General features: G+C 68.0%; 25 protein-coding genes. 9 read left to right on the top strand and 16 right to left on the bottom strand.

From position 1 onward, the window contains the following. Window positions 1-61: 61 nt before the first annotated feature. From WS46_RS04400 to WS46_RS04390, 3 genes are all read right to left on the bottom strand, one after another. Window positions 62-1,342 (bottom strand): O-antigen ligase, encoded by a 1,281-nt coding sequence (locus WS46_RS04400; protein WP_059689410.1) that lies wholly within the window; start codon window positions 1,340-1,342, stop codon window positions 62-64. Window positions 1,343-1,476: 134 nt separating this feature from the next. After that, window positions 1,477-2,319 carry a glycosyltransferase family 2 protein gene (locus WS46_RS04395; protein ID WP_059689409.1) on the bottom strand — a complete coding sequence of 281 codons (843 nt, stop codon included), beginning with the start codon at window positions 2,317-2,319 and terminating at the stop codon, window positions 1,477-1,479. Between the two features lie 144 nt (window positions 2,320-2,463). Next, window positions 2,464-3,216 carry a glycosyltransferase family 2 protein gene (locus WS46_RS04390; protein WP_059689408.1) on the bottom strand — a complete coding sequence of 251 codons (753 nt, stop codon included), beginning with the start codon at window positions 3,214-3,216 and terminating at the stop codon, window positions 2,464-2,466. Between the two features lie 223 nt (window positions 3,217-3,439). Here WS46_RS04390 and msbA point away from each other — a divergent pair, with 223 nt between their 5' ends. Together msbA and WS46_RS04380 are read left to right on the top strand one after the other, a co-directional pair. Beyond that, entirely contained in the window at window positions 3,440-5,191 is a 1,752-nt protein-coding gene (gene msbA, locus WS46_RS04385) for a lipid A export permease/ATP-binding protein MsbA (RefSeq protein WP_059689407.1), read from the top strand. A gap of 88 nt (window positions 5,192-5,279) precedes the next feature. Further along, a complete protein-coding gene (locus WS46_RS04380; protein WP_059689406.1) occupies window positions 5,280-5,672 on the top strand; it encodes an RcnB family protein in 393 nt (130 codons plus the stop codon). A 58-nt stretch (window positions 5,673-5,730) separates the two neighbouring features. Here WS46_RS04380 and WS46_RS04375 read toward each other — a convergent pair whose 3' ends face one another. The 4 genes from WS46_RS04375 to WS46_RS04360 form a co-directional block, all read right to left on the bottom strand. Continuing rightward, window positions 5,731-6,309 carry an aromatic acid exporter family protein gene (locus tag WS46_RS04375; protein WP_059689405.1) on the bottom strand — a complete coding sequence of 193 codons (579 nt, stop codon included), beginning with the start codon at window positions 6,307-6,309 and terminating at the stop codon, window positions 5,731-5,733. A 31-nt stretch (window positions 6,310-6,340) separates the two neighbouring features. Continuing rightward, window positions 6,341-7,600: an MFS transporter gene (locus WS46_RS04370; RefSeq protein ID WP_059527268.1), complete on the bottom strand. Its 1,260-nt coding sequence runs from the start codon at window positions 7,598-7,600 to the stop codon at window positions 6,341-6,343. Next, entirely contained in the window at window positions 7,597-8,562 is a 966-nt protein-coding gene (locus WS46_RS04365; RefSeq protein ID WP_059689404.1) for a PRC-barrel domain-containing protein, read from the bottom strand. The genes WS46_RS04370 and WS46_RS04365 overlap by 4 nt, the downstream gene beginning before the upstream one ends. 324 nt (window positions 8,563-8,886) lie before the next feature. Beyond that, entirely contained in the window at window positions 8,887-9,222 is a 336-nt protein-coding gene (locus WS46_RS04360; protein WP_059689403.1) for a YggL family protein, read from the bottom strand. Window positions 9,223-9,529: 307 nt separating this feature from the next. Between WS46_RS04360 and WS46_RS33420 the strand changes: the two genes are divergently transcribed. Further along, a complete protein-coding gene (locus WS46_RS33420; RefSeq protein WP_082725258.1) occupies window positions 9,530-10,555 on the top strand; it encodes a pentapeptide repeat-containing protein in 1,026 nt (341 codons plus the stop codon). 52 nt (window positions 10,556-10,607) lie between these two features. Here WS46_RS33420 and rng read toward each other — a convergent pair whose 3' ends face one another. From rng to upp, 9 genes are all read right to left on the bottom strand, one after another. Then, window positions 10,608-12,077 (bottom strand): ribonuclease G, encoded by a 1,470-nt coding sequence (gene rng / locus WS46_RS04350; protein WP_059533286.1) that lies wholly within the window; start codon window positions 12,075-12,077, stop codon window positions 10,608-10,610. An 8-nt stretch (window positions 12,078-12,085) separates the two neighbouring features. Next, on the bottom strand, window positions 12,086-12,718 hold the full coding sequence (locus WS46_RS04345) for a nucleoside triphosphate pyrophosphatase (protein ID WP_059689402.1): 633 nt from the start codon (window positions 12,716-12,718) through the stop codon (window positions 12,086-12,088). 51 nt (window positions 12,719-12,769) lie between these two features. Beyond that, window positions 12,770-13,240: a 23S rRNA (pseudouridine(1915)-N(3))-methyltransferase RlmH gene (gene rlmH / locus WS46_RS04340; RefSeq protein WP_044844705.1), complete on the bottom strand. Its 471-nt coding sequence runs from the start codon at window positions 13,238-13,240 to the stop codon at window positions 12,770-12,772. Window positions 13,241-13,259: 19 nt separating this feature from the next. After that, window positions 13,260-13,706 carry a ribosome silencing factor gene (gene rsfS, locus WS46_RS04335; RefSeq protein ID WP_059533282.1) on the bottom strand — a complete coding sequence of 149 codons (447 nt, stop codon included), beginning with the start codon at window positions 13,704-13,706 and terminating at the stop codon, window positions 13,260-13,262. A gap of 4 nt (window positions 13,707-13,710) precedes the next feature. Further along, window positions 13,711-14,469 (bottom strand): nicotinate-nucleotide adenylyltransferase, encoded by a 759-nt coding sequence (locus WS46_RS04330; protein WP_373558353.1) that lies wholly within the window; start codon window positions 14,467-14,469, stop codon window positions 13,711-13,713. Next, entirely contained in the window at window positions 14,466-15,386 is a 921-nt protein-coding gene (hemF, locus tag WS46_RS04325; protein WP_059689400.1) for an oxygen-dependent coproporphyrinogen oxidase, read from the bottom strand. Before hemF ends, WS46_RS04330 begins: the two co-directional genes overlap by 4 nt. A 118-nt stretch (window positions 15,387-15,504) precedes the next feature. Next, complete coding sequence (purD, locus tag WS46_RS04320; protein WP_059689399.1) at window positions 15,505-16,785, bottom strand: phosphoribosylamine--glycine ligase; 1,281 nt, start codon at window positions 16,783-16,785, stop codon at window positions 15,505-15,507. A gap of 105 nt (window positions 16,786-16,890) precedes the next feature. Next, entirely contained in the window at window positions 16,891-17,619 is a 729-nt protein-coding gene (locus tag WS46_RS04315; protein ID WP_044844700.1) for a YebC/PmpR family DNA-binding transcriptional regulator, read from the bottom strand. A 217-nt stretch (window positions 17,620-17,836) separates the two neighbouring features. After that, window positions 17,837-18,487, bottom strand: a complete 651-nt coding sequence (gene upp, locus WS46_RS04310; RefSeq protein ID WP_006478229.1) for a uracil phosphoribosyltransferase — start codon at window positions 18,485-18,487, stop codon at window positions 17,837-17,839. 217 nt (window positions 18,488-18,704) lie between these two features. Between upp and WS46_RS04305 the strand changes: the two genes are divergently transcribed. The 6 genes from WS46_RS04305 to kdpB all read left to right on the top strand — a co-directional run bounded on the left by WS46_RS04305 (window position 18,705) and on the right by kdpB (window position 25,421). Further along, window positions 18,705-19,484 carry an SDR family oxidoreductase gene (locus tag WS46_RS04305; protein WP_059689398.1) on the top strand — a complete coding sequence of 260 codons (780 nt, stop codon included), beginning with the start codon at window positions 18,705-18,707 and terminating at the stop codon, window positions 19,482-19,484. A gap of 55 nt (window positions 19,485-19,539) precedes the next feature. Continuing rightward, window positions 19,540-19,932 carry a methylglyoxal synthase gene (locus WS46_RS04300; RefSeq protein WP_059533273.1) on the top strand — a complete coding sequence of 131 codons (393 nt, stop codon included), beginning with the start codon at window positions 19,540-19,542 and terminating at the stop codon, window positions 19,930-19,932. 172 nt (window positions 19,933-20,104) lie between these two features. Continuing rightward, window positions 20,105-21,079: a quinone oxidoreductase gene (locus WS46_RS04295; protein WP_059689397.1), complete on the top strand. Its 975-nt coding sequence runs from the start codon at window positions 20,105-20,107 to the stop codon at window positions 21,077-21,079. A gap of 308 nt (window positions 21,080-21,387) precedes the next feature. Then, entirely contained in the window at window positions 21,388-21,480 is a 93-nt protein-coding gene (gene kdpF, locus WS46_RS04285; protein ID WP_006752209.1) for a K(+)-transporting ATPase subunit F, read from the top strand. Further along, on the top strand, window positions 21,477-23,282 hold the full coding sequence (gene kdpA / locus WS46_RS04280; RefSeq protein WP_059689396.1) for a potassium-transporting ATPase subunit KdpA: 1,806 nt from the start codon (window positions 21,477-21,479) through the stop codon (window positions 23,280-23,282). The genes kdpF and kdpA overlap by 4 nt, the downstream gene beginning before the upstream one ends. 54 nt (window positions 23,283-23,336) lie before the next feature. After that, window positions 23,337-25,421 carry a potassium-transporting ATPase subunit KdpB gene (gene kdpB, locus WS46_RS04275; RefSeq protein WP_059689395.1) on the top strand — a complete coding sequence of 695 codons (2,085 nt, stop codon included), beginning with the start codon at window positions 23,337-23,339 and terminating at the stop codon, window positions 25,419-25,421. The last annotated feature ends 6 nt before the right edge of the window (window positions 25,422-25,427 follow it).

Here is a 25,427-nt window from a genome sequence, read left to right as displayed (position 1 = left end):
TGAGAGGCTGAAGCTGCGGCGGGCGGCAACGCGGATCGCGTGCCGCCCGCCGCATGATCCGTTACGCGCTGCGCCGGATCGCCGACGTTTCGCGGGGCAGTGCTTCGGTGCGCGCGCCGCAGCCGAGCAGGATGCCGGCGAGCAGCACCAGCAGGTGACCTTCGGCGAAATCGAGCAGCAGCGAATTCGCGAGGCTGCCGATCGCGAAGATCGCGAGCCACGCGAGCAGCAGCTGCCGCGAACGCGGATCGAGCGCGCGGCTGCCGCGCGCGATCTGCACGATCAGGTTCAGGAACAGCAAGACGCCGAGCGTGCCGAGCTGCACGGCCATCAGCAGGTATTCGTTATGCGGATTCGACGTGAGCTGCCCTTCGGCGGCCGTCTTGCCGGCCGTGAGCTTCTCGAACTCGAATTCGAGGCCGCCCGCACCGTAGCCGATCACGGGACGCATGCGATACAGCTCGAGCCCCTTCTTGTACCACTCGAGACGCAGCCCGGTCGACGTGACCGCATCGGTCTGCCGATACTGCTGCACTTCCGATACGACCTTCAGAAGCCGGCCGTTGTGCACCGTGCACGCGGCGACGACGAGCGCGACGCCCGCCAGGACCAGCGCCCCGGCGGCGAGCCCCGCGCGCAGCGCCGACCGGCGGCGCATCAACAGCACGAAACGCACCGCGACGACGAGGATCAGCAGCAGCGCGATGACCTGCCCGGTGCGTCCCTGCAGCATCACGAACACGTTGATCAGCGACCACGCGGCGACGCCGGCATACGCGGCGCGCGACAGCCCGGTGCGGGCCGACAGCGCGAGGTCGGCCGCCTGGTAAAACAGCAACGCGCCGAACATGCCGGCTGCGATGTGGTTCTTGAACACCCAGGCACGCGACAGCGGCAGTTCGGTCGCATGCGCGGGGCCGATCGCGGTCAGCCCGAGATAGTTGGTGGTCGACAGCAGCAGGATCGCGCACAGCGTGCCGAACCACGCTCGCCGCACGATCGGTGCCCAGTTCGAGTGGCGGAAGGCGAGCACGGCAAACGGCAACAGCAGCAGCTTGTCGTACTTGGCGACCCAGTTCCACGCCTTCGGGTGCGACGCGACCGTATAGGTGACGCTCGCGGTCAGCGCCGCGAGGATCAGCAGCGCCGCGAGCGACGCCGGTTCGGTGACGAACGTGCGCAGGTCGCGCCAGAATTCGGGGGAGATGACGAGCGCGGCCGCGAACAGTCCGCAGAACACGTTGGTCAGCGCGGTCGAGACGGGCACCATGCACAGCGCGATGACGGCGAAGGCGCGGGCGGCGGTCAGGCGCCGCGTGGCGGGAGCGGAAAACGAAAGCATCGGAACCTGTCGAATGGACGAATGCGGCATGCGGGCACCGTGCCGCGCGCCGCGCGTCCCGGCGGCACCGCGCGGGACGAAGCGCGCAGTATACGCGAAGCGGCGGGCGTTTCTTTACCGTTTCCGGGGTCGGATCAGCTGAATGCGCGCTTGATCCGCGAGCGCAGCAGTGCGCGCTTCAGGCGCCCCTCGACGGCCGGCGTGTCGAGCGCGAGTCGCGAGCCCGCCGGCTCGCCGCGATGCAGGTAATAGCGGTCGAACGTGGCCTGCGTCATGCCCCATTTGTTGAGGAACTGGCGGCGGCCGTCGTTCTTGACGATCTTGCCCGTGCTTTTCTGCTGGAAGTGATAGACGAGGCTGTCGCCGACGCCGAGGAAGATCCGGCAGCCGGCGTCCCAGAATTTCATCGAGAAGTCGTTGTCGCTGCTCATCCCCGGCGACAGCTCGCTGCTGTAGCCGCCGATGCGGTTCCACCAGTCGCGGTGCACGAGCGTCGGCGGCCAGGTCGAGCCGAGCCAGTCCGCGCGCGCGAGCCGCGGCGTGGCCTCGACGAGGCCGGCCGCGTCGAACTGTTCGGCGTCGCGGCCGAAATTGCTGACGACGACGCACGGGTTGCGCGTGTCGACGGGCTCGACCATCGTGCCGGACAGCATGAACAGGTCGGTCGGCATCTGCTCGATGCGCCGCACGAGCGCCGCGTCCCAGCCGGGGCAACAGTACATGTCGTCGTTCATGTAGACGACGTAGTCGCGCGTCGCGCGCGCGGCGGCCAGGTTCACCGCGTGGCAGATGCCGATGTTGGCCGGCGACGCGGTGTGCTCGATGCCTTCGCTGCGCACCCAGTCGAGCGTGCCGTCCGAGCCGTCGTTCACGTGCACGATGATCTGGTGGTCGTACGCCGAATGACGGCGCAGGCTGTCGACGACGAGCTTGAGGTACGGCAGGTTGTTCCAGGTCGGGATGATGATGGAGAACATGGCGGTCGGATTCGGTGGTCGTCGTGTCGGCGGCGCGTGGCGCGGCGCCGCACTCGGGCGCGCATGGCGCGCGGGCAGCCCGGCATTGTAACGCCGGGCCGGCCGCATGCCGGCGGCGTCAGGGGCGGGGCAGGGGGCGCGCGCTCAGCGGGCCGGCTCGTGGCCGAGCTTCAGGAACCGGTAATACACCGTTTCCGCGTTGAACACGGCGATCATGAAACCCGCTCGGCCGTCGAGAAACCCGCGCCGCAGCACATAGGTCCGCACGAACGCCCATGCGCCGCGCGCGAGCGCCTTGCCGAAGCCGCCGCGCTGGCCGGCCGCGCGGCGCTGGCGCGCGCCGGCCGTCGAATACGCATCGAGCTTGCGCACGACGGTTTCGAAATCCTCGTACGAATAGTGCATCAGCTTGCCCGGCAGCCGCTGCGCGGGCGTGTCGAACACGAGCCGTTCGTGCACCAGGTCGTCGGAGAAGCGGGCGGTGCCGCGCCGGAACAGGCGCGGCACCCAGTCGGGATACCAGCCGCTGTGGCGGATCCACTGGCCGCAGAAGCTCGACAGCCGGTCGAGCGCATAGACCTGCGCGGCCGGCGCGCGGATGGCCGCGCGGATCGACTGCGCGAGTTCCGGGCTGACCACCTCGTCGGTGTCGAGCGACAGGATCCAGTCGGTGCCGAGGGCGTCGAGCGCGCGGTTCTTCTGCGGGCCGAAGCCCGGCCAGTCGCGCTCGACGATCACGCGGGCGCCGTGCGCGCGGGCGATCGCGACGGTATCGTCGGTGCTCCCGCCGTCGATCACGACGACGTCGTCGGCGAAGGTCAGCGCGTCGAGGCACTGCGCGAGCCGCGCGGCCGCGTTGAGGGCGATGAGGGCGACGCCGAGGGTGGGTTCTGCCATGAAATCGTCGAAAAGGCGGAGAAAACGGTGAGCGGCAGTATACCCGCGCGCCGGCCGGCGGCCGCTTCGGCGACGGCCATGCCGGCGCAGGCGGTACAGCTATAATGTTGGGCCTTTTTCGGCACCCGCCGGACGGGGTGAATTCCGGGCAGTCACGCCCCGGGCGCCGCGTCGCGGCTCAAGAAGGATTGCCTTGGAAACCCAGAACACTCTTCGCAAACCGATGGACGGCACCGGTACGTCGCCGGTCACGGTCCTCAAGCGCCTGTGGCCGTACATCCGGCCGCTCATCGGCATCGTGCTGCTCGCCGTGATGACGATGGGCGTCGTCGCGGCCACGGAAGCCGGGATCCCGGCGCTGCTCAAGCCGCTGCTCGACCACGGCTTCGGCTCGCACGGCAGCGACCGCGCGAAATGGTACGTGCCGATCGCGGTGATCGGCCTCGCGCTCGTGCGCGGCGTGTCGCAGTACACGTCCAACTACCTGCTCAACTACGTGTCGAACCGCATCCTGCTGCAGCTGCGGCTCGAGATGTTCCAGCGGATGATCCACACGGGCGCGTCGTTCTTCCAGCGCGAGACCGCGAGCACCGTGATCAACGCGATCGTGTTCGAGGTCAACCAGATCCTGTCGGTGCTGACCGGTGTGATGGTCACGCTCGTGCGCGACTCGCTGACCGTGGTGTTCCTGCTCGGCTACCTGTTCTACCTGAACTGGCGGCTCACGCTGATCGTCGCGGTGATCCTGCCGGGCATCGGCTGGCTCGTCAGCAAGATCAACCGTCGCCTGCGCCGCCTGAACCGCGAGCATCAGACGCTGACCAACGAGCTGTCGTACATCGTCGAGGAGACGGTCGGCGGCTACAAGGTCGTGAAGGTGCACAACGGCGAAGCGTACGAGATGGACCGCTTCACGACGATGAGCAAGCGGCTGCGCGGCTACGCGATGCGCATGACGATCTCGGGCGGGCTCGCGCAGCCGCTGACGCAGTTCCTCGCGTCGATCGCGCTCGCAGTCGTGATCACGATCGCGGTCGTGCAGTCGACCAACGACCAGACGACGGTCGGCGGCTTCGTCGCGTTCGTCACGTCGATGCTGCTGGTGATCTCGCCGCTCAAGCACCTGATCGACGTCAACCAGCCGCTGCAACGCGGGATGACGGCCGCCGAACTGATCTTCGGGCTGATCGACGAGCCGGCCGAGCCGCAGGGCGGCGGCCGTGCGCTGCCGCACGCGCGCGGCGAGATCGAATTCCGGGACGTGTCGTTCGACTACGGCGCCTCCGAGCGGCCGACGCTCGACCGCATTTCGTTCAAGGTCGCGCCGGGCGAGATGATCGCGCTCGCGGGGCCGTCGGGCAGCGGCAAGACGACCCTCGTCAACCTTCTGCCACGTTTCTTCGATCCGACGGGCGGCGCGATCCTGGTCGACGGCGTGCCGGTGGCCGACTACGACCTCCACGCGCTGCGCGGCCAGATGGCGATGGTCAGCCAGGACGTCGTGCTGTTCAACGACACGATCGCCGCGAACGTCGCGTACGGGCAGACGCCCGACCGCGCCCGCGTGCAGGCGGCACTCGAGGCCGCGAACCTCGCCGACGCGGTCGCCGCGATGCCCGACGGGCTCGACACGCTGGTCGGCGGCAACGGGATGCGTCTGTCGGGCGGCCAACGGCAGCGGCTCGCGATCGCGCGCGCGATCTACAAGGATGCGCCGATCCTGATCCTCGACGAGGCGACCTCGGCGCTCGATTCGGAATCCGAGCGTCACGTGCAGGCCGCGCTCGAGCGGCTGATGGAAGGGCGCACGACGCTCGTGATCGCGCACCGGCTGTCGACGATCGAGCGTGCGGACCGGATCCTCGTGCTCGAAGCCGGCAAGATCGTCGAAACGGGCAGCCACGACGAACTGCTGCGCCATGGCGGGCTGTACGCGCACCTCCACCGGATCCAGTACCAGCAGCAGGCGGCGTGACGTCGGATCGCACCCGTGTGCTAGTCTTCATCGGGCAGGTCCGGTTTCGTTGTTTCCGGTTCGACGTGACAACACGGAGGGAAGGGCAATGAAGAAGATGCACGGGATGATGCTGGCCGCGCTGGTCGCGGCGGGTTTCGCAGCGCCGGCCGCGATGGCGCAGGATCACGGCAACGACGACAACCATGGAGCCCACGGCGGCCCGGGCATGCGGCACGGCCACGGTCCGAAGCACATGCCGCCGGGTCAGGCGATGCATCGCGAGGACGATGTGCCGCCGCGCTGGGCCGACCAGCCGCGCCGCGACTGGCACAAGGGCGACCGTCTCCCGGACGAATTCCGCGATCGCCAGTACGTGGTCGACGACTGGCGCGGCTATCGCCTGAGCCCGCCGCCGCGTGGCTATCACTGGGTGGGCGTCGGCGGCGACTACCTGCTCGTGCAGATCGGCTCGGGCATCGTGCTGCGGGTCGGTCCGTAACACCCGCCGCCGATCATCGATTCATCCGGCTGCCGGGGCGTGTGCTCCGGCAGCCGCGTCACTTGTCCTTATCCTTATCCGCCGCCCGGCGGAACCAGCGCCGCTCGACCCGCGACATCGCCCAGCACACGGCCAGCGCGCAGACGGTGCCGAGCGCCACTTCCCCGAGCCGCATCAGCGGAATGTCCCATAGTGGGCCGTTGCCTGGAAACAGCAGCACGATCGTCGCGGTCACGCCGCCGAGCCGCGCCGCGCTGCCGACGTTCAGGCACCAGCAGCTGACGATCGTGACCGCGACCGCGATCGCATAGGCGACGAGGCGGTCGCCGCCGAGCGCGGCGCCCGCAAAGCCGACCAGGCCGCCGATCATCGCGCCGATGAACTGGTCGCGCGACAGCGACATCGTGTCCGAATAGTTGTGCTGCGTGACGGCGATCGCGGTGACCGCCGCCCACACGGCCTGCTCGGTGTGCAGCGCGCGGCCGATCGTGTACGCGAGGCACGCGCCGCAGACGGCTTGCAACGCCATCAGCGCGCCTTGCGTGAGCCGCTCGCCGAAAGTCAGTCCCTTGAACAGATCGAAGATCGACTGCTGGATCTGCTGGCGGGCTTCGTTGAGTGTCCTGATCGTATCCATCGTGTCGGGCCGGGAAGCGGGGGCGAGCGCGTCAGTGCGCCTGTTCCGGCGATGCGGCGGCCGGCTCGCCGGTGGTCGCGTCGCCGTTCTCGACGCGCGTTTCCGGCATCGCGAGCCAGACCAGCAGCACCGCGAGCGTGCCGGCGGCGGCGAGCCCGAAGAAGCTGACCGCATTGCCGAAGTGATCGGCGACAAAGCCGGCCACGGCGGTGCTGAGCGTCGCGCCGATTCCGGCCGCGAGCCCGAACAGCCCAATGCACAGGTTGTAGCGACCCTTGCCGCCCGCGACGTCGGCCGCGATCAGCGGCAGCATCACGCCGAACACGGCCGCGCTGATGCCGTCGAGCATCTGCACCGGCACCAGCAGGTAGGGGCTGCTCACGCCGGCGAACAGCAGCGCGCGCACCGGCAGCGCCGAGAAGCCGAGCAGCAGGATCGGCCGGCGCCCCCAGCGTTGCGCGGAGCGGCCGACCCACGGCGACAGCATCGCGACGATCGCCTGCGGCACGATGATGCACGCGGCGATCACGAGCTGCACGTTCTCGCCCATCCCGGCCGTCACTTCGCCGGCCGCGAGGTTGAGCATCGCCGCGTTCGACAAGTGGAACAGCACGACGCACGCCGCGAAGATCAGCATCCGGCGATCGCGCAGCAGCTCGAGCAGCGTCTCGCGCTCCTCGCCTTCGTCGCGGTCGTCGGGTTTCGACGCATGCGGAATCACTTCATGTGTCGGCTGGATCATCGCGAGCGCGAACAGCGCGGGCAACGCCAGCACGGCGGTCAGCCAGAACACCGCGCGCGCGGAGAAATATTCGCCGGTGAGCCCCATCAGGCCCGCCGCGACCGCGCTGCCGATCGATGCCCAGCGCGCGTTGCGGCCGAGCCGGTCGCCGAGGTCGGCGCGGCCGACCAGCGAGAACGAGATCGCGGCCATCGCGGGCACGAGCATGCAGCTCGCGAAGCCGTGGAACACTTCGGCCGCGATCACCGGCACGATCGTCGGGCTCGACGCGAGCAGCACCGCGGACAGGATGATGGCCGCGATCGCCCACGCGGCCGCGCCTTTCTTGTTCTTCAGCGCGTCGACGGCGGCGCCCCCCGGCACCTGGCTGACCATCGCGCTGATCGTGCCGATCGACAGCACCATGCCGATCTCGCCCTGCGTCCACTTGTGCGATGCGAGGTAGGACGCGATGAACGGACCGAACCCGGTTTGAACGTTTGCAACGAAAAAGTTGAGCCAGTCGAGGGCCCGGAGACTGCGAACGCTGACGGAATGCTTGATCGTCATCGGGCGGCACTCGCAGGCGAAGCCGGCGCGGCGGCAGTAACCGGCGGCGAGACCACGACGATCGGCTTGTCGGCCGCGTAGGGCGGCGACGCCTTGATCTGCGCGTCGTTCAGGTCGAGTTGCGGACGCAGCGCCTTGTCGCGCGTGACGAAGCGCAGCGCGCCCCAGCTCGCGGCGATCGAGCGGCGGTCGGTATTGACGAGCCCGCCGAGGTCGAGCACGACGGCCTGCGGTTGCGCGCCGCGGTCGATCAGCACGTCGACGACCCGGCCGATCTTCGTGCCGTTCGGGCGTTCGACGTCGCTGTCGAGCAACGGCAGACGCGTCGTGGGCGACGCCGCGGCCGAACCCGACAGCGGCACGGCCTTGGGCCGGGCGGCCGGCGGCAGGTCGCCCGACGGCACGTCGAGCACGATCGGTTCCTGTTTGCCGCCCGGCGTGAAGCGGAACACGTTCCACGGGAAGACGACCTTGCGGTCGCCGACACCCATGAACCCCTGCAGGTTGACGATCATCTCGCGCGGTTTGCCGCTTGCGTCGGTCACCATGTCGACCGCGCGGCCGATCACCTTGCCGTTGCGGCGCGCGACCTCGCTGTCGAGCAGCGCGTGGATCTGGGTGCGGTCGAGCGGGCGTGTCGCGACGAGCGGCGGCGGGGGCGGCGGAGGCGGCGTCGGCGATTCGGGGCGCTGCACCGGCTTCGGCTTCGTCACTTCACGGTGCGGCTTCTTCGGCGCTTCCGGTTCCTCCGGCTGGACGAGCGGCGGCACGGGCGGCATCGTCAGCGGTTCGCCGGCGGTCTCCTCGACGGGCTCGACGAGCGCCTCGCTGATCGGCGCGGGCGGATTCTGGGTCGGCAGCAGCCCGCAGCCGGACAGCAGCGCGGCGGCCGCGAGAACGAGGAAAACCGTCGAGGACGGGAACGACATGCGGGATGCGGGAAACGGGAGTCCGCCGCTCATTGACACTCACTCCATGGGTCGGGGGCGGGCCCGGGGGCTCGCGGCTGGCGATGGATGGCGGGTGCGGGCGGCGCACCACGCGAGGTGAGAGTTTAACGTGTCTTCCTTTCAGGACCGATTTATGCGAAGAATCGGGCGCGGGAGGACCGGGAAATGGCGGGGGGCGATCGCCGCAAGGGCGGCGTTGGGGGCACAACGAGCGCGGCGCCCGACCGTCGACGACGGGACGGGCGCCGCATGGGCTTCCGACGTGGCGTTACTTGACCAGCGAGCCGAGCGTCGTCGTCACCGGGGCGCCGTGCGAGGCGCGGAGCAACCGGAACGTCAGGCGTCCGGATACCACGCGTCGGTGAATTCGCTGACCTTGACGTCGGTCAGCTCCGGACGTGCGGCCAGCCATGCTCGGACGTTCTCGCGGTCGGCATCGGTCGTCGTGCCGCGCGGCGCGCCGGAGATCACGTACGCGCCGATCCCTTCGTCGGCGGATGCGACGGTCAGCAGCCCGTTCGCTTCGACGAAATCGATGAACGCATCGATGAGCTGGCCGCGCTCGAGGTCGGACAGCTGGTTGCGGTAATGCGCGGTCGCGTTGAACGCGAGTTCCTGGAACTCGGCGATGTGGAGTTTCTTGCGCTGGCGGCGGTTGTGGCGTTGGCTCATGGTGTTGGATATATAACGCGTTACGTGGAGATCGGTCGCGCAGTGTATCGCATGGCCGTCGGTCCGTCTTCTTGAGGTAACTGTACGTGGCGGGCATTGACGCGACCGCCTTGCTGCACTTGAAGGCCGCGTTCGAAAGCCCGACGGCAGCTTTGGCACGCTGTACACGGCGAGGTGGAAATTGCAGTGCCAGGAAGGATTAAGCCGGAGCAGGTGGAGGCAGTCTACGAAGTGGTGACGAGCCGAAGCGGAAAATTGATGGCGCGTAAATTGCCAAGGTAATCACAAAATTGTCCGGAGAAATTGGATGCAGATGAACGCCGCCGAAGTGCGGGAATTGCGCGATCGATGGAACGTCGGGAAGTACAAGGACCTACTCGATGCGATCAAGGGCGCGTTGCCGGAGGATGAATGGGTGCCGCTGTGCGATTCGCTGCCCCATGTACTGGATGGATCGCCGACGATCGATCTTCGAGGAGCATCGCTCCCGGATACCAAGCTCGCGAATCTCGACTTGAGCTACAGCCATCTCGCCTTTGCTACGTTCGATGGAGCGCAATTTGATGAAGTCGGGTTTCAATACGCGATTCTGGACGGCGTCTCCTTCAAAAGGTGCGGATTTCACCTGGCGCAAATGCTCCCGGTCTACGGCGCGGGTGCCGACTTTCGCCATGCGCGATTCCGGCAATCGTTCATCGAGCATGCCAAGTTGAGCAATAGCGATCTTTCCGGTGTGACGATGGCAGAGGGAAGTCTGAATTCGTCGGAGCTCGTGGAATGCAATTTTTCCGGGGTGCTGGCTGAGCGAAACGAGTGGCGCTGGAATACGACAACGCGATGCGATTTCGTGGCAACTCGTTTCGTCGAGTGCAGACTCACTGCATCTCGGTTTGACGCCGCGCGACTGACTGACGCCGTGTTTGAGAATTGCGATATGAGCGGGGTCGATTTCAGAGGGGCGGATCTGTCGGGCGTGCGCTTTATGGGAGGCACCTTTGGTGACGTACAACAGGGCGAGACGACTTTTCGGACGCGGTTCGACGATACGCCCGAGGCTCGCCGGGTGGTTGCCGCAGGTAGTACGGAAAACCAGCTCGCCGTGGAATGGTGTCCTGTTACATCGGGTTCGAGCGAACCTGCCCGGCCAAATGCCTCGGCGAAGCTGAAGGCGAGGCCCGGTGACGTCGTGCCGCAGAGCGGATGGTGGGTCAGTCCCGCACTGGGCAGCGAACAGGGGCGGCGCTATTTCAACGCGGGGGAGAGGTTTCCCGACATCAAATCGACAAACTGGGGGCTCGTGATCTGGAGCTATAACCCTGCCGATCAGGGCTGAGCTCGCCGCACGGTTCGCCGCGCGGCGAGGCCGGCGGCGAATGGGCGGAACGTCACATCAGCACGATATCGTACTGCTCCTGGCTCAGGTTCGACTCGACCTGCAGCGATACCGGCTTGCCGATGAAGTCGATCAGCATCGCGAGATGCTGCGACTCCTCGTCGAGGAACAGGTCGATCACCTGCTGCGCGGCGATCACGCGGAATTCGCGCGGATTGAACTGGCGCGACTCGCGCAGGATCTCGCGCAGGATGTCGTAGCAGACGGTGCGCGACGTCTTCACCTGGCCCTTGCCCTGGCAGGTCGGGCACGGCTCGCACAGCACGTGCGCGAGCGATTCGCGCGTGCGCTTGCGCGTCATCTCGACGAGCCCGAGCTGCGAGAAGCCGTTGACCGTCACGCGCGTGCGATCGCGCGACAGCGCCTTCTTCAGCTCGGACAGCACCGCGTCGCGATGCTCGGCGTTCTCCATGTCGATGAAATCGATGATGATGATCCCGCCGAGGTTGCGCAGACGCAGCTGCCGCGCGATCGTGTGCGCCGCCTCGAGGTTGGTCTTGAAGATCGTGTCGTCGAAGTTGCGCGCACCGACGTAGCCGCCGGTGTTCACGTCGATCGTCGTCATCGCCTCGGTCTGGTCGATCATCAGGTAGCCGCCCGACTTCAGGTCGACGCGGCGCGACAGCGCGCGCTGGATCTCCGTCTCGATGTTGTACAGGTCGAACAGCGGCCGCTCGCCGGTGTAGTGATGCAGCTTCGGGCTCACCGCCGGCGTGAACTCGCCCGCGAAGTCCGCGAGGCGCTGGTAGGTCTCGCGCGAATCGACCTGAATGCGCGTCGTGTCGTCGTTCGCGAAATCGCGCAACACGCGCTGCGCGAGATCGAGATCCTGGTACAGCAGGCTCGTCGCCGGCAGCCGCTGCGCTTGCGCGACGATCGTCGCCCAGGTCTTGCGCAGATACGTGACGTCGCCCGCCAGTTCGTCGGAAGTCGCGTCCTCGGCGATCGTGCGCACGATGTAGCCGCCTTTCTCGTCCGGCGGGATCACGGCGGTCAGCCGTGCGCGCACGGCCTCGCGCTCGGCCTCGCTCTCGATCTTCTGCGAGATGCCGATGTGCGGCTCCTGCGGCAGGTACACGAGCGTGCGGCCCGCGATGCTGACCTGCGTCGACAGTCGCGCGCCCTTCGTGCCGATCGGATCCTTGATCACCTGGACCATCAGCGTCTGGCCTTCGAAGACGGTCTTCTCGATCGGCTGGTGCGGCGTGCCCGACTGCGGCTCGCCCGCGAGGCGCGGATGCCAGATGTCCGCGACGTGCAGAAACGCCGCGCGCTCGAGGCCGATGTCGATGAATGCCGACTGCATGCCGGGCAGCACGCGCACGACCTTGCCGAGGTAGATGTTGCCGACCCGCCCGCGCGACAGCGTGCGCTCGACGTGAAGCTCCTGCACCGCGCCTTGCTGGACGAGTGCGACCCGCGTTTCCTGCGGCGTGAGGTTGATCAGGATTTCTTCGTTCATGGTGGGATTCAGAAGTCGACGCGCGCGGCGCGCAGCAGTGCCGCGGTCTCAAAGAGGGGCAGACCCATGATACCCGAATGGGAGCCTTCGATTCGCTCGATGAATTCGGCCGCGCGCCCCTGGATCGCGTAGGCGCCGGCCTTGCCGAACGGTTCGCGGGTGTCGACGTAACGTTCGAACGCCTCGCGCGGCGCGGCCGCGAAGCGCACCGACGAGCGCGACAGCGCGGGCGGCAGCAGTTCGCCGTCGGCGCCGATCACCGCGACCGCGGTCAGCACGTCGTGTTCGCGGCCCGCGAGGCGGGTCAGCATCGCGAGCGCGTCGGCGGCATCGGCCGGCTTGCCGAGGATCGCGCCGTCGATCGTCACGGTGGTGTCCGCAACCAGCACCGGCGCGGGTGCCTTGCCGCTCGCGACGAGGCGCGCACGCGCGGCCTCGGCCTTCGCGACGGTCACGCGCCGGACGTACGCATCGGCGGCTTCGCCGGGCAGTTCGGCTTCGAGCGCCTCGGCGTCCTCGTCGGGGCGCGGTAGCAGCAATTCGAAGCGCACGCCGATCTGCAGCAGCAGCTCCTGGCGGCGCGGGCTTTGCGAAGCAAGGTAAAGGGTCGGAAAAAGGGCGGGGGGCGTGCTGGACGGCATGGTGTCGTTATCTCGTTGAGCGCGCGCGCCGCGCGTCCCGAGGACGACGCGTCATGCGCGGTGGTAGGGGTGATTCTGCGTGATGCTCCACGCCCGGTAAAGCTGTTCGGCGAGCAGCACGCGCACCATCCCGTGCGGCAGCGTCATGCTCGAAATGCGCAGCAGCAGGTCGGCGCGCGCCTTGAGTTCCGGATCGAGCCCGTCGGCGCCGCCGATCACGAACGCGACGTCACGGCCGTCCTGCTGCCAGCCGGGCAGCGCCTGCGCGAGCTGCATGGTGGTCCAGTCGCGGCCGCGCTCGTCGAGCGCGACGATGCGCGCGCCCTTCGGCAACGCGGCCTCGATTTTTTGCCGCTCGGCCGCCATCACGCTTTCCGCGCTGCGGCCGCCCGAACGCAGTTCGGGCTTGATCTCGCGCAGTTCGATGCGCAGCTCGGGCGGCATGCGCTTCGTGTATTCGTCGAAGCCGGACGCGATCCAGCCGGGCATCTTGTGGCCGACCGCGAGGATGAAAAGCTTCATCGGGACGACTCGCTGCGGGTCAGCGGCGGCGGGCCGCCGTCTTGCGCGCCGGGCGTGCGGGCGCTTCTTCCTCGTCGTCCTCGTCTTCGCCGGCCGTCGCGACGCCGTTCGGGCCCTTGCCGCCGCCGAGCTTCATCCGCACGGGCTTGTCGCCCCAGATTTCCTCGAGGTTGTAGTACTGGCGCAGCGCCGGTTGCAGGATGTGCACGACGGCGTCGCCGCAGTCGACCAGCACCCATTCGCCCGTGTCTTCGCCCTCGGAGCTGACGATGTCGCCGCCGGCTTCCTTGACCTTGTCGCGCACGCTCGACGCGAGCGCCTTGGTCTGGCGGTTCGACGTGCCCGACGCGACGATCACGCGGTCGAACAGTTCGGTCAGGTGGCTGGTGTTGAACACCTTGATGTCTTGCGCCTTGATGTCTTCGAGAGCGTCGACGATCACGCGCTGCAGTTTGCGGATATCCATGGAATCAGGAATGGTAGAGACGATGTTGAAGAATATAGGCCCAGACGGCGGCCGGCACATGCTCGGCCGACGCATCGGGCATTTGCGCGTGACGCGCGATGCATTCGCGCAGGTGCGCACGGATGTCGGTTGCGGCGATATCGAACGCCAGCGTCGTGTCGATCAGCAGATGGCCGGCCGGTGTCGCTTTCAGCACGTCGGCGCCGGCCTGCCGCCGCGCGATTTCCCGCGCGACGGCCGGCGGCGCCGTGCCGAGGTCGAAGCCCGGGCGCGTCGACGCGCACACGTGCGCATAGTCGAACAGCTTGCGCCAGTCGCGCCACGTGTCGAGCCGCACCAGCTGGTCGGCGCCGATCAGCAGCGACAGCGAAGCGTCGGGGCCGATCCGCTCGCGCCAGCGCGCGAGCGTCTCGACCGTGTAGGTCGGCCCCGCATGCTCGATCTCGTCGGTCGCGACGGTGATCGTCACGCCGGGCAGGGACAGCGAGCCGGCAGCGGCGCGCGTCATCGCGAGCCGATGCTCGGCGGCCGACACGTCGCGCTTCTGGTAAGGCTGCCCGGCGGGCAGCAGCACGAGGTCGGTCAGCCCGAGCACGTCGGCGAACCGGCGCGCGAGCGCGAGGTGGCCGTCGTGGATCGGATCGAACGTGCCGCCCAGCAGGCCGATGCGACGTGACGGCGTTCGCGGCTGCGGGGCGGGGCGGGCGGTGGTGTTCAGAAAAACGTGTCCTGTTCTTGGGGCGGCGGGGCGCGGCGGGCTCAGACCCAGTCGCGCGGCACGAGGAACTCGCTCAGGCGCGCTTCGGGCGAGCCCGGCTCGGGTTGCCAGTTGTAGCGCCAGTTCGCGACCGGCGGCATCGACATCAGGATCGATTCGGTCCGGCCGCCGCTTTGCAGGCCAAACAGCGTGCCGCGGTCGAATACGAGGTTGAATTCCACGTAGCGGCCGCGCCGGTAAGCCTGGAAGTCGCGTTCACGCTCGCCGTACGGCAGCGCGACGCGGCGTTCGACGATCGGCAAATACGCATTCAGGAACGCGTCGCCGACGCTCTGCATCATCTCGAACGAGCGTTCGAATCCGGGTTCGGCGAAGTCGTCGAAGAAGATCCCGCCGATGCCGCGCGTCTCGTTGCGGTGCTTCAGGAAGAAATACTCGTCGCACCACGTCTTGAAGCGCGGATAGAGCTCGGCGCCGAACGGGTCGAGCGCGTCCTTGCAGGTCTGGTGGAAATGGCGCGCGTCGTCCTCGAACGGATAAACCGGTGTCAGATCCATCCCGCCGCCGAACCAGAAGATCGGCGCCTCGCCGGGCTTCGTCGCGATCAGCATCCGCACGTTCATGTGCACCGTCGGGCAGTACGGGTTGCGCGGGTGCAGCACGAGCGACACGCCGAGCGCCTCGAAGCCGCGGCCGGCCAGCTGCGGGCGCGCGGCGCTCGCCGACGGCGGCAGCGCGTCGCCCGCGACGTCGGAAAAACCGATCCCCGCGCGCTCGAACACCCGGCCGCCTTCGAGAATCCGCGTGCAGCCGCCGCCGCGCAGGCGCTCTTCCGGCCCGCGCTGCCACGCATCGGTCGCGAGCGGCGTGCCGTCGAACGCGCCGAGCGCGTCGGCGATGCGTGTCTGCAGGCCCTGGAGGTACGTGCGCACGCGCGCCACGTCGTAGGTCGAATCGGTCATGTCTGAACTGGGTGCCTCCGCGCGAAGCGGGGGCCGTAAAAAAGGCATCTGCCGGGCATTCTATCGAACCCCGGCAGAGGAGGCCGCCGCTTGCGACGGCAAGGCGGCGGTCAGGGCGTCACGCGCTCTTGCGGTTCAGCGCGCGAAAGCCGATGTCGCGGCGGTACTGCATGCCTTCGAAATTGATCTGGTTGATCGTGTCGTACGCATGCTGCTGCGCTTCGCGCACCGAATCGGCGAGACCGACCACGCACAGCACGCGGCCGCCCGACGTGACGAGCTTGTCGCCTTCGGCGAGCGTCGTGCCCGCATGGAACGTCACGGACTGTTCGGTCTCGGCCGGGATCCCGTTGATGCGGTCGCCCTTGCGCGGCGCGTCCGGATAGCCGTGCGCGGCCAGCACGACGCCGAGCGCGGTGCGGCGGTCCCAGTCGAGCTCGACCGTGTCGAGCGTGCCCGCGATCGCCTGTTCGACGACCTTCGAGAAATCGCTCTTCAGGCGCGCCATGATCGGCTGCGTCTCCGGGTCGCCCATCCGGCAGTTGAACTCGAGCGTGCGCGGATTGCCTTCCTTGTCGATCATCAGACCCGCATACAGGAAGCCCGTGAAGCGGATGCCGTCCTTCTCCATCCCGCGCACCGTCGGCATGATGATTTCGCGCATCACGCGTGCGTGCATCTGCGGCGTGACGATCGGCGCGGGCGAGTAGGCGCCCATGCCGCCCGTGTTCGGGCCGCGGTCCTCGTCGAGCAGGCGCTTGTGGTCCTGGCTGGAAGCCAGCGCCAGCGCGTGCTTGCCGTCGACCATCACGATGAAGCTCGCTTCCTCGCCGTCGAGGAATTCCTCGATCACGACGCGCGCGCCGGCGTCGCCGAGCTTGTTGCCCGACAGCATCATGTCGACCGCGGCATGCGCTTCTTCCAGCGACATCGCGACGACGACACCCTTGCCGGCCGCGAGTCCGTCGGCCTTCACGACGATCGGCGCACCCTTCGCGTCGATGTACGCGTGCGCGGCGGCGGCGTCGGAGAAGGTTTCGTAGTCGGCGGTCGGAATGCCGTGGCGCTTCATGAACGCCTTCGCGAAATCCTTCGAGCTTTCGAGCTGCGCGGCTTCGCGGGTCGGGCCGAACACCTTCAGGCCGCGGGCGCGGAACAGGTTGACGATGCCGGCCGCGAGCGGTGCTTCCGGGCCGACGAGCGTGAAGGCGACGCCTTCGCTTTCCGCGAAATCGGCGAGTGCGTCGAGCGACGTGATGTCGACGTTCTTCAGACGCTCGTCCTGCGCCGTGCCGCCATTGCCGGGCGCGACGTAGACCATCTGGACACGCGGCGACTGCGCGAGCTTCCACGCCAGCGCATGTTCGCGGCCGCCGGAACCGACGACGAGTAGTTTCATGGGATTCCCCGCAGACTAGAAAACAGGGCGGCCGGCACGCTCAGGCGCGCCGGCCGCGAAATCGGTCGGGCCGCCGTCGCGACGATGCGCACGGCGGCCGGCATCTCATTCCTCGACGATGACGGCGTTCGTATACACCTCCTGCACGTCGTCGAGGTTCTCGAGCGCGTCCAGGAGCTTCTGCATCTTCGCCGCATCGTCGCCGGTGAATTCGACTTCGTTCTGCGGCTTCATCGTCACTTCGGCGAGTTCGGCCTTGAAGCCCGCGGCTTCGAGCGCGTCCTTCACCGCCGAGAAGGCCTGCCAGTCGCACAGCACTTCGATCGAGCCGTCGTCGTTCGTGCTGACGTCGTCCGCGCCGGCTTCGAGCGCCGCTTCCATCAGCGCGTCTTCCGACGTGCCGGGCGCGAACAGGAACTGGCCGACGTGATCGAACATGAACGCGACCGAACCGTCGGTGCCCATGTTGCCGCCGAACTTCGAGAATGCATGACGGACTTCCGCGACCGTGCGGGTGCGGTTGTCGGTCAGCGTGTCGACGATGATCGCCGCGCCGCTGATGCCGTAGCCTTCGTAACGGATTTCTTCGTAGTTCGCGCCGTCCGCGCCGCCGACGCCGCGGTCGATCGCGCGCTTGACGTTGTCCTTCGGCATGTTCGCGTCGGCTGCCTTGTCGACCGCGAGACGCAGACGCGGGTTCGAGCTGGCGTCGCCGCCGCCGAGGCGGGCCGCGACCTGGATTTCCTTGATCAGGCGGGTCCAGATCTTGCCGCGCTTCGCGTCGGCCGCTGCCTTCTTATGCTTGATGTTGGCCCATTTCGAATGACCAGCCATACCTTTCTCCGTGCCCGGGCGCGCTGCGCGGGCGATTGTGCCAATGTGTCGTTGAATCGGCGGCCGTCTGGGCGGGCGTGATGCCGCGGGGCCGCGCGTGTCGAGTGGAACGTGATTTTATCACGCGGCGACCGTCGCTTCGGGGCCGCCGTGCATGGCCGAACGGCCGGGCGGGCCGTTCGGTTTGCCGGGCCGCGCGGCCCGGCGGCGACGTGCGTCAGTTCTTGGTGCCGAACAGGCGGTCGCCCGCGTCGCCCAGGCCCGGCACGATGTACGCGTGCTCGTTCAGGTGCGAGTCGAGCGACGCGACGAACAGCTTCACGTCCGGGTGCGCGTCCTGGAACACCTGCACGCCCTCGGGCGCGGCGACCAGCGCGACGAACATGATGTTCGCGGCCGGCACGTTGCGGCGCTTGAGCACGTCGACCGCGTGCACGGCCGAATAGCCGGTCGCGACCATCGGGTCGCACAGGATGAAGATGCGATCCTCGAGATCGGGCAGGCGCACCAGGTATTCGACCGGGCGGTGATCCTCGGCGCGGTAGACGCCGATGTGGCCGACGCGCGCGGACGGCACCAGGTCGAGCAGGCCGTCCGACATCCCGATGCCGGCGCGCAGCACGGGCACGATCGCGAGCTTCTTGCCCGCGATCACCGGCGCGTCGACCGCCACGAGCGGGGTTTCGACCCGCTTGGTCGTGATCGGGAGGTTACGGGTGATCTCGTAGCCCATCAGCAGCGTGATCTCGCGCAGCAGTTCGCGGAACGTGCGCGTCGACGTGTCCTTGTCGCGCATGTGGGTCAGCTTGTGCTGGATCAGCGGGTGATCGGTGATGAAGAGATTCGGGAAACGGCTGTCCTGTTTCATGACGGGGTGCCTTGGCGGCAAAAGGGGATCGGGGGCGGCGATGGCGCCACGCCGGCCGCCGCTTATGGCCGCAATTTTACCAAGGCGCGCCGCGTGATCCGGATATTATCGACGTCTCACGACAATCCGCGCGCCGTGTCCGGCCGTTCGCGCCCGTTCGCCCGTCCGGCGATGCGGCCGGGCCGCGCCGGCGCGCGTCGCCATAAGGGAATCGACGATGGATCTCGGCATCGCAGGAAAGACCGCGCTCGTGTGCGCGGCGAGCAAGGGGCTCGGACGCGGCTGCGCGGAAGCGCTGGCCGCCGAGGGCGTGAATCTCGTGATCGTCGCGCGCACGCGCGACACGCTGGAGGAAACCGCGGAGGAGATCCGCGCCCAGTCGAACGTGTCGATCGCCGCCGTCGCCTGCGACATCACGACGCCCGACGGCCGCGCGGCCGCGCTCGCCGCCTGCCCGCAGCCGGACATTCTCGTGACGAATGCCGGCGGGCCGCCGCCCGGCGACTTCCGCGATTTCTCGCACGACGACTGGATCCGCGCGCTCGAGTCGAACATGCTGACGCCGATCGAGCTGATTCGCGCGACCGTCGACGGGATGATCGGGCGCGGTTTCGGCCGGATCGTCAACATCACGAGTTCGGCCGTGAAGGCGCCGATCGACGTGCTCGCGCTGTCGAACGGCGCGCGCTCGGGGCTGACCGGCTTCGTCGCGGGGCTGTCGCGCAAGGTCGCGGGGCAGGGCGTGACGATCAATAACCTGCTGCCCGGGCTGTTCGACACCGACCGGATCGCGACGACGCTCGCGGCGTCGGCGAAGGCTCAGGGCGTGACGGTCGACGAGATGCGCGCGCGGCGCGCGAAGGAAATCCCGGCCGGGCGCCTCGGCACGCGTGCCGAATTCGGCGCGGCGTGCGCGTTCCTCTGCAGCGTCCACGCCGGCTACATCACCGGGCAGAACTGGCTGCTCGACGGCGGCGCGTATCCGGGCACGTTCTGACGCGCGCACCGCCATTCACGCATACGACAACAATCGACCCACGAAGGAAACGGAGATGAGCAAACCCCGCATCGCATTGATCGCGCACGACGCGAAGAAGGACGAGATCGTCGCGCTCGCGGGCCAGTACCGCGAGACGCTCGCGCAATGCAGGCTGGTCGGAACGGGCACGACGGGCGGCCGCATCGCCGCCGCGCACGGGCTCGAGGTCGAGCGCAAGCTGTCGGGGCCGCTCGGCGGCGACCTGCAGATCGGGGCGGAGCTGGCCGAGGGCCGCGTCGACATCGTCGTGTTCCTGCGCGACCCGATGACCGCGCAGCCGCACGATCCGGACATCACCGCGCTGGTGCGCGCGTGCGACGTGCACGACGTGCCGGTCGCGACGAACGTGGCGACCGCGCGGATGCTGCTCGACGATCTGGCGCGCAACATGCAGGACGTTTGCTAGTCGGCTGCCGGCCAGATTGCCCTTGCTGACGGCAGGGCCATGCACGCCCGGCCGTGACGCGCGAGAATCGGGCGTCGCGACGCGCACCGCCGCCGGTCCCGTACCGATCGGCACCGGAGCGCGTCGGCGACCCGAATATCCCCTGACCGATTCAGAAACGAGGAGCGAAACGATGCCGAAAGCAATCCGATACGACCAGCCGGGCGGCCCGGACGTGATGAAGTGGGTCGATGTCGAGGTCGGCGAGCCGAAGGCGGGCGAAGTCCGTATCCGGCAGCATGCGGTCGGGCTCAACTACATCGACGTCTATTTCCGCACCGGCCTCTATCCGCAGCCGCTGCCCGGCGGCCTCGGGATGGAGGCGGCGGGCGAGGTGACGGCCGTCGGCGAGGGCGTGACCGCGCTCAAGGCGGGCGATCGCGTCGCTTACGTCAGGCAGCCGCCGGGCGCGTATGCGCAGGAGCGCGTGATGCCGGCCGACCGGCTCGTGAAACTGCCCGACGGGATCAGCTACGACGACGCGGCGTCGGTGATGCTGCAGGGGCTGACCGCGCACTACCTGCTGCGCCGCACGTATCCGGTCAAGGCCGGTGACACGATCCTGATTCACGCGGCGGCCGGCGGTGTCGGCCTGCTCGTGTGCCAGTGGGCGAAGGCGCTCGGCGCGACCGTGATCGGGACGGTCGGCTCCGACGAGAAGGCCGCACTCGCGAAGGCGCACGGCTGCGATCATCCGATCGTCTATACGCGCGAGAACTTCACGCAGCGCGTGAAGGAGATCACGAACGGCGCGGGTGTGCCGGTCGTCTACGACTCGATCGGCAAGGACACCTACATCGGCTCGCTCGACTGCCTCGCGCCGCTCGGGTTTTTCGTCAGCTTCGGCAATGCATCGGGCCCGCTGCCGGCGATCGACTCGAAGGAGTTCTCGTCGCGCGGTTCGCTGTTCTTCACGCGGCCGACGCTGTTCTCGTACATCGCGAAGCGTGCGGATCTCGAATCCGCGACCGCCGAGCTGTTCGACGTGATCCTGTCGGGCAAGGTGAAGACGAGCATCAACCAGCGCTATCCGCTCGCGGAAGTCGGCCGCGCGCATGCCGACCTCGAGTCGCGCAAGACGACCGGCTCGACGATCCTCGTTCCCTGACCCATCCCTTCGTGCCGGCGCCACGCCGGCACGCACCGCGACGGGCGGCGCTGGCCGCCGCCCGCTCCGTCTTCGTCCCGCCCGCCGTTTCCCGCCGCACGCGTTTACGGGTTTTTTATACCGGCCCGATCAGCTTTGACCCGACCTTTACGCGCGATCCCATAAGGTTCTAGTCGTCCGATTTCGACGACGGAGAACACAAAAATGGATGGGGTTTTCATCGGCGCACTGGTGTTGTTCACCGCGCTGATCCTCGGTTTGCTTGCCGGTTGCGAGAAGCTCGTGCAATACGGTCGCGGGGGGCGCGCATGACCTGGATGCTTTGGCTCGCGGGTGCCTCGACGGCCCTGCTGTTCGCGTATCTCGTCTTTGCGCTGCTGCGCGCGGAGGACATCGAATGAACGCGAACAACCTGTTGCAGATACTGCTGTTCATCGTCGTGCTGCTCGCGGCGGCCGTGCCGGTCGCGCGCTACCTCACGGGCGTGATGGACGGCAGTTCGCGTGTCGTGCGCGTGTTCGGGCCGCTCGAGCGCGCGCTGTACCGCATCGCCGGCGTCGACGCCGGCACCGAAATGAACTGGAAGCAGTATGCGATCGCCACGATCGCGTTCAACGCGCTCGGCGCGCTGTTCCTGTACGGCCTGTTGCGCCTGCAGGGGTTCCTGCCCGGCAATCCGCAGCAATTCGGCGCGATGACGGCCGACGGTGCGTTCAACACGGCCGTCAGCTTCGTCACCAACACCAACTGGCAGGACTACACGCCCGAGCAGACCGTCAGCTACCTGACGCAGATGCTCGGCCTGACCGTGCAGAACTTCCTGTCGGCGGCAACGGGTATCGTCGTCGTGATCGCGCTGATCCGCGGCTTCGCGCGTCATACCGCGCAGACGATCGGCAACTTCTGGGTCGACCTCACGCGCGTGACGCTTTACGTGCTCGTGCCGATGGCCGCGCTCGTCGCCGCGCTGCTGATGAGCCAGGGCGTGATCCAGAACATGAAGGCGTACCAGGACGTGCCGGTGCTGCAGGCGAGCACCTACGCGGCGCCGAAGCTCGACGCACAGGGCAACCCGGTCAAGGACGACAAGGGCAACCCGGTGACGGTGCCCACGCCGCTCGTGAAGCAGACGCTCGCGATGGGCCCGGTCGCGTCGCAGGAAGCGATCAAGATGCTCGGCACCAACGGCGGCGGCTTCTTCAACGCGAACTCGTCGCACCCGTACGAGAACCCGACGCCGTTCGCGAACTTCCTGCAGATCTTCTCGATCCTGATCATCCCGGCCGCGCTGGCCCTCGTGTTCGGCCGGATGATCGGCGACCGCCGGCAGGGCATCGCGGTGCTCGCGGCGATGACGGTCGCGTTCGTGATCGCGATCGGCGTCGAGGTGAGCGCCGAGCAGGCCGGCAACCCGACGCTCGCCGCGCTGCACGTCGACCAGTCGACGAGCGTGCTGCAGCCGGGCGGCAACATGGAAGGCAAGGAAACGCGCTTCGGCATCGCGCAGACCGGCATCTTCACGGTCGCGACGACGGCCGCGTCGTGCGGCGCGGTCGACACGATGCACGATTCGCTGACGCCGCTCGGCGGTCTCGTGCCGATGCTGCTGATGCAGCTCGGCGAGGTGATCTACGGCGGCGTCGGTTCCGGCCTCTACGGGATGCTCGTGTTCGCGCTGCTCGCAGTGTTCGTCGCGGGCCTGATGATCGGCCGCACGCCGGAATACGTCGGCAAGAAGATCGAGTCGTACGAGATGAAGATGGTGTCGATCGTCGTGCTGCTCACGCCGCTGCTCGTGCTGCTCGGCACGTCGATCGCGGTGCTCGCCGATGCGGGCAAGGCCGGCATCGCGAATCCGGGCCCGCACGGCTTCTCGGAAATCCTGTACGCGTTCAGCTCGGCCGCGAACAACAACGGCAGCGCGTTTGCGGGCCTGACGGTCGGCACGCCGTTCTACAACTGGATGACCGCGATCGCGATGTGGTTCGGCCGCTTCGGCACGATCGTGCCGGTGCTGGCGATCGCCGGCTCGCTCGCCGCGAAGAAGCGCATCGCGGCGACGAGCGGCACGCTGCCGACGCACGGCCCGCTGTTCGTCGTGCTGCTGCTCGGCACCGTGATGCTGGTGGGCGCGCTGACCTACGTGCCGGCGCTCGCGCTCGGCCCGGGCGTCGAGCATCTGATGATGTGGCTGGGCGCGTGATGCGCGCCCGCATGGCGACACCTTGCAAAGACTGAAGAGATTGAAGAGATCGCAATGACTCAACATTCCGCAACACGGTCCATGTTCGATCCGGCGCTGCTGCGTCCGGCGATCGTGGATTCGTTCAAGAAACTCACGCCGCGCACGCAGTTCCGCAACCCGGTGATGTTCTGCGTGTACGTCGGCAGCATCCTGACCACGATCCTGTGGATCGCGGCGCTCGTCGGCCAGGCCGAGGCGCCGGCGGGCTTCATCCTCGCGATCGCGCTGTGGCTGTGGTTCACGGTGCTGTTCGCGAACTTCGCCGAAGCGCTCGCCGAAGGGCGCTCGAAGGCGCAGGCCGCATCGCTGCGCAGCGCGAAGAAGGACGTGATGGCGAAGAAGCTCAACGAGCCGCATCCGAAGTCGCCGATCCGGATCATGACCGCGTCCGACCTGCGCAAGGGCGACGTCGTGCTGGTGGAGGCCGGCGACGTGATCCCGGCCGACGGCGAAGTCGTCGAGGGCGTCGCATCGGTCGACGAATCGGCGATCACCGGCGAATCCGCGCCGGTGATCCGCGAATCCGGCGGCGACTTCTCGTCGGTGACGGGCGGCACGCGCGTGCTGTCCGACTGGATCGTCGTGAAGGTCACGGCGAACCCGGGCGAAGCGTTCCTCGACCGGATGATCGCGATGGTCGAAGGCGCGAAGCGCAAGAAGACGCCGAACGAGGTCGCGCTGACGATCCTGCTCGTCGCGCTGACGATCGTGATGCTGCTCGCGACCGCGACGCTGCTGCCGTTCTCGATGTTCGCGGTCGACGCGATGAAGGCCGGGCACGTGGTGACGATCACCGTGCTCGTCGCGCTGCTCGTGTGCCTGATCCCGACGACGATCGGCGGGCTGCTGTCCGCGATCGGCGTGGCCGGGATGAGCCGGATGATGCAGGCGAACGTGATCGCGACGTCGGGCCGCGCGGTGGAAGCGGCCGGCGACGTCGACGTGCTGCTGCTCGACAAGACCGGCACGATCACGCTCGGCAACCGCCAGGCGTCGATGTTCGTGCCCGCGCCAGGCGTGACCGAGGAAGCGCTGGCCGACGCCGCGCAGCTGTCGTCGCTCGCCGACGAAACGCCGGAGGGCCGCAGCATCGTCGTGCTCGCGAAGGAACGCTTCAACATCCGCCAGCGCGACATGGCGCAACTGCATGCGACGTTCCTCGGCTTCTCCGCGCAGACGCGGATGAGCGGCGTCGATCTGCCCGGCCGTGAAATCCGCAAGGGTGCGGCCGATGCGATCCGCCGCTACGTCGAGACGCACGGCAGCCGCTTTCCGGACGAAGTGCGCCGCGCGGTCGACGACGTCGCGCGCCGCGGCAGCACGCCGCTCGTCGTGGCCGACCTGCATGACGGCGCGGCGCGCGTGCTCGGTGTGATCGAGCTGAAGGACATCGTGAAGGGCGGCATCAAGGAGCGCTTCGCGGAACTGCGCAAGATGGGCATCAAGACCGTGATGGTGACGGGCGACAACCGGCTCACCGCCGCGGCGATCGCGGCGGAAGCGGGCGTCGACGATTTCCTCGCGGAAGCGACGCCGGAAACCAAGCTCGCGACGATCCGCGAGCACCAGGCGGCGGGGCGCCTCGTCGCGATGACGGGCGACGGCACCAACGACGCGCCGGCGCTCGCGCAGGCCGACGTGGCGGTGGCGATGAACACCGGCACGCAGGCGGCGAAGGAAGCCGGCAACATGGTCGACCTCGACTCGAACCCGACGAAGCTGATCGAGATCGTCGAGATCGGCAAGCAGATGCTGATGACGCGCGGCTCGCTGACGACCTTCTCGATCGCGAACGACATCGCGAAATACTTCGCGATCATCCCGGCCGCGTTCGTGACGACGTACCCGCAGCTGCGCGTGCTCGACATCATGCATCTGACGTCGCCGGCGTCGGCGATCCTGTCGGCGGTGATCTTCAACGCGCTGATCATCGTCGCGCTGATCCCGCTCGCGCTGAAGGGCGTCACCTACCGGCCGCTCGGCGCCGCGTCGCTGCTGCGCCGCAACCTGCTGGTGTACGGCCTCGGCGGCATGCTGCTGCCGTTCCCGTTCATCAAGCTGATCGACATGACGCTCGCCGCGCTCGGCTGGGCCTGATGCGCC

Origin of the sequence: Burkholderia sp. RF4-BP95 (assembly GCF_001521985.1) — a bacterium.
Classification (GTDB): domain Bacteria; phylum Pseudomonadota; class Gammaproteobacteria; order Burkholderiales; family Burkholderiaceae; genus Burkholderia; species Burkholderia diffusa.
Note: the sequence above shows the minus strand (reverse complement) of the source record. Positions and strands in the feature narration are given on the sequence as shown.

What these genes read in the sequence shown, in the direction of transcription:
- WS46_RS04400 (WP_059689410.1), bottom strand. Translation starts at nt 1,342, where the DNA reads ATGCTTTCGTTTTCCGCTCCCGCCACGCGGCGCCTGACCGCCGCCCGC.
- WS46_RS04395 (WP_059689409.1), bottom strand. Translation starts at nt 2,319, where the DNA reads ATGTTCTCCATCATCATCCCGACCTGGAACAACCTGCCGTACCTCAAG.
- WS46_RS04390 (WP_059689408.1), bottom strand. Translation starts at nt 3,216, where the DNA reads ATGGCAGAACCCACCCTCGGCGTCGCCCTCATCGCCCTCAACGCGGCC.
- msbA (WP_059689407.1), top strand. Translation starts at nt 3,440, where the DNA reads ATGGACGGCACCGGTACGTCGCCGGTCACGGTCCTCAAGCGCCTGTGG.
- WS46_RS04380 (WP_059689406.1), top strand. Translation starts at nt 5,280, where the DNA reads ATGAAGAAGATGCACGGGATGATGCTGGCCGCGCTGGTCGCGGCGGGT.
- WS46_RS04375 (WP_059689405.1), bottom strand. Translation starts at nt 6,309, where the DNA reads ATGGATACGATCAGGACACTCAACGAAGCCCGCCAGCAGATCCAGCAG.
- WS46_RS04370 (WP_059527268.1), bottom strand. Translation starts at nt 7,600, where the DNA reads ATGACGATCAAGCATTCCGTCAGCGTTCGCAGTCTCCGGGCCCTCGAC.
- WS46_RS04365 (WP_059689404.1), bottom strand. Translation starts at nt 8,562, where the DNA reads ATGAGCGGCGGACTCCCGTTTCCCGCATCCCGCATGTCGTTCCCGTCC.
- WS46_RS04360 (WP_059689403.1), bottom strand. Translation starts at nt 9,222, where the DNA reads ATGAGCCAACGCCACAACCGCCGCCAGCGCAAGAAACTCCACATCGCC.
- WS46_RS33420 (WP_082725258.1), top strand. Translation starts at nt 9,530, where the DNA reads ATGCAGATGAACGCCGCCGAAGTGCGGGAATTGCGCGATCGATGGAAC.
- rng (WP_059533286.1), bottom strand. Translation starts at nt 12,077, where the DNA reads ATGAACGAAGAAATCCTGATCAACCTCACGCCGCAGGAAACGCGGGTC.
- WS46_RS04345 (WP_059689402.1), bottom strand. Translation starts at nt 12,718, where the DNA reads ATGCCGTCCAGCACGCCCCCCGCCCTTTTTCCGACCCTTTACCTTGCT.
- rlmH (WP_044844705.1), bottom strand. Translation starts at nt 13,240, where the DNA reads ATGAAGCTTTTCATCCTCGCGGTCGGCCACAAGATGCCCGGCTGGATC.
- rsfS (WP_059533282.1), bottom strand. Translation starts at nt 13,706, where the DNA reads ATGGATATCCGCAAACTGCAGCGCGTGATCGTCGACGCTCTCGAAGAC.
- hemF (WP_059689400.1), bottom strand. Translation starts at nt 15,386, where the DNA reads ATGACCGATTCGACCTACGACGTGGCGCGCGTGCGCACGTACCTCCAG.
- purD (WP_059689399.1), bottom strand. Translation starts at nt 16,785, where the DNA reads ATGAAACTACTCGTCGTCGGTTCCGGCGGCCGCGAACATGCGCTGGCG.
- WS46_RS04315 (WP_044844700.1), bottom strand. Translation starts at nt 17,619, where the DNA reads ATGGCTGGTCATTCGAAATGGGCCAACATCAAGCATAAGAAGGCAGCG.
- upp (WP_006478229.1), bottom strand. Translation starts at nt 18,487, where the DNA reads ATGAAACAGGACAGCCGTTTCCCGAATCTCTTCATCACCGATCACCCG.
- WS46_RS04305 (WP_059689398.1), top strand. Translation starts at nt 18,705, where the DNA reads ATGGATCTCGGCATCGCAGGAAAGACCGCGCTCGTGTGCGCGGCGAGC.
- WS46_RS04300 (WP_059533273.1), top strand. Translation starts at nt 19,540, where the DNA reads ATGAGCAAACCCCGCATCGCATTGATCGCGCACGACGCGAAGAAGGAC.
- WS46_RS04295 (WP_059689397.1), top strand. Translation starts at nt 20,105, where the DNA reads ATGCCGAAAGCAATCCGATACGACCAGCCGGGCGGCCCGGACGTGATG.
- kdpF (WP_006752209.1), top strand. Translation starts at nt 21,388, where the DNA reads ATGACCTGGATGCTTTGGCTCGCGGGTGCCTCGACGGCCCTGCTGTTC.
- kdpA (WP_059689396.1), top strand. Translation starts at nt 21,477, where the DNA reads ATGAACGCGAACAACCTGTTGCAGATACTGCTGTTCATCGTCGTGCTG.
- kdpB (WP_059689395.1), top strand. Translation starts at nt 23,337, where the DNA reads ATGACTCAACATTCCGCAACACGGTCCATGTTCGATCCGGCGCTGCTG.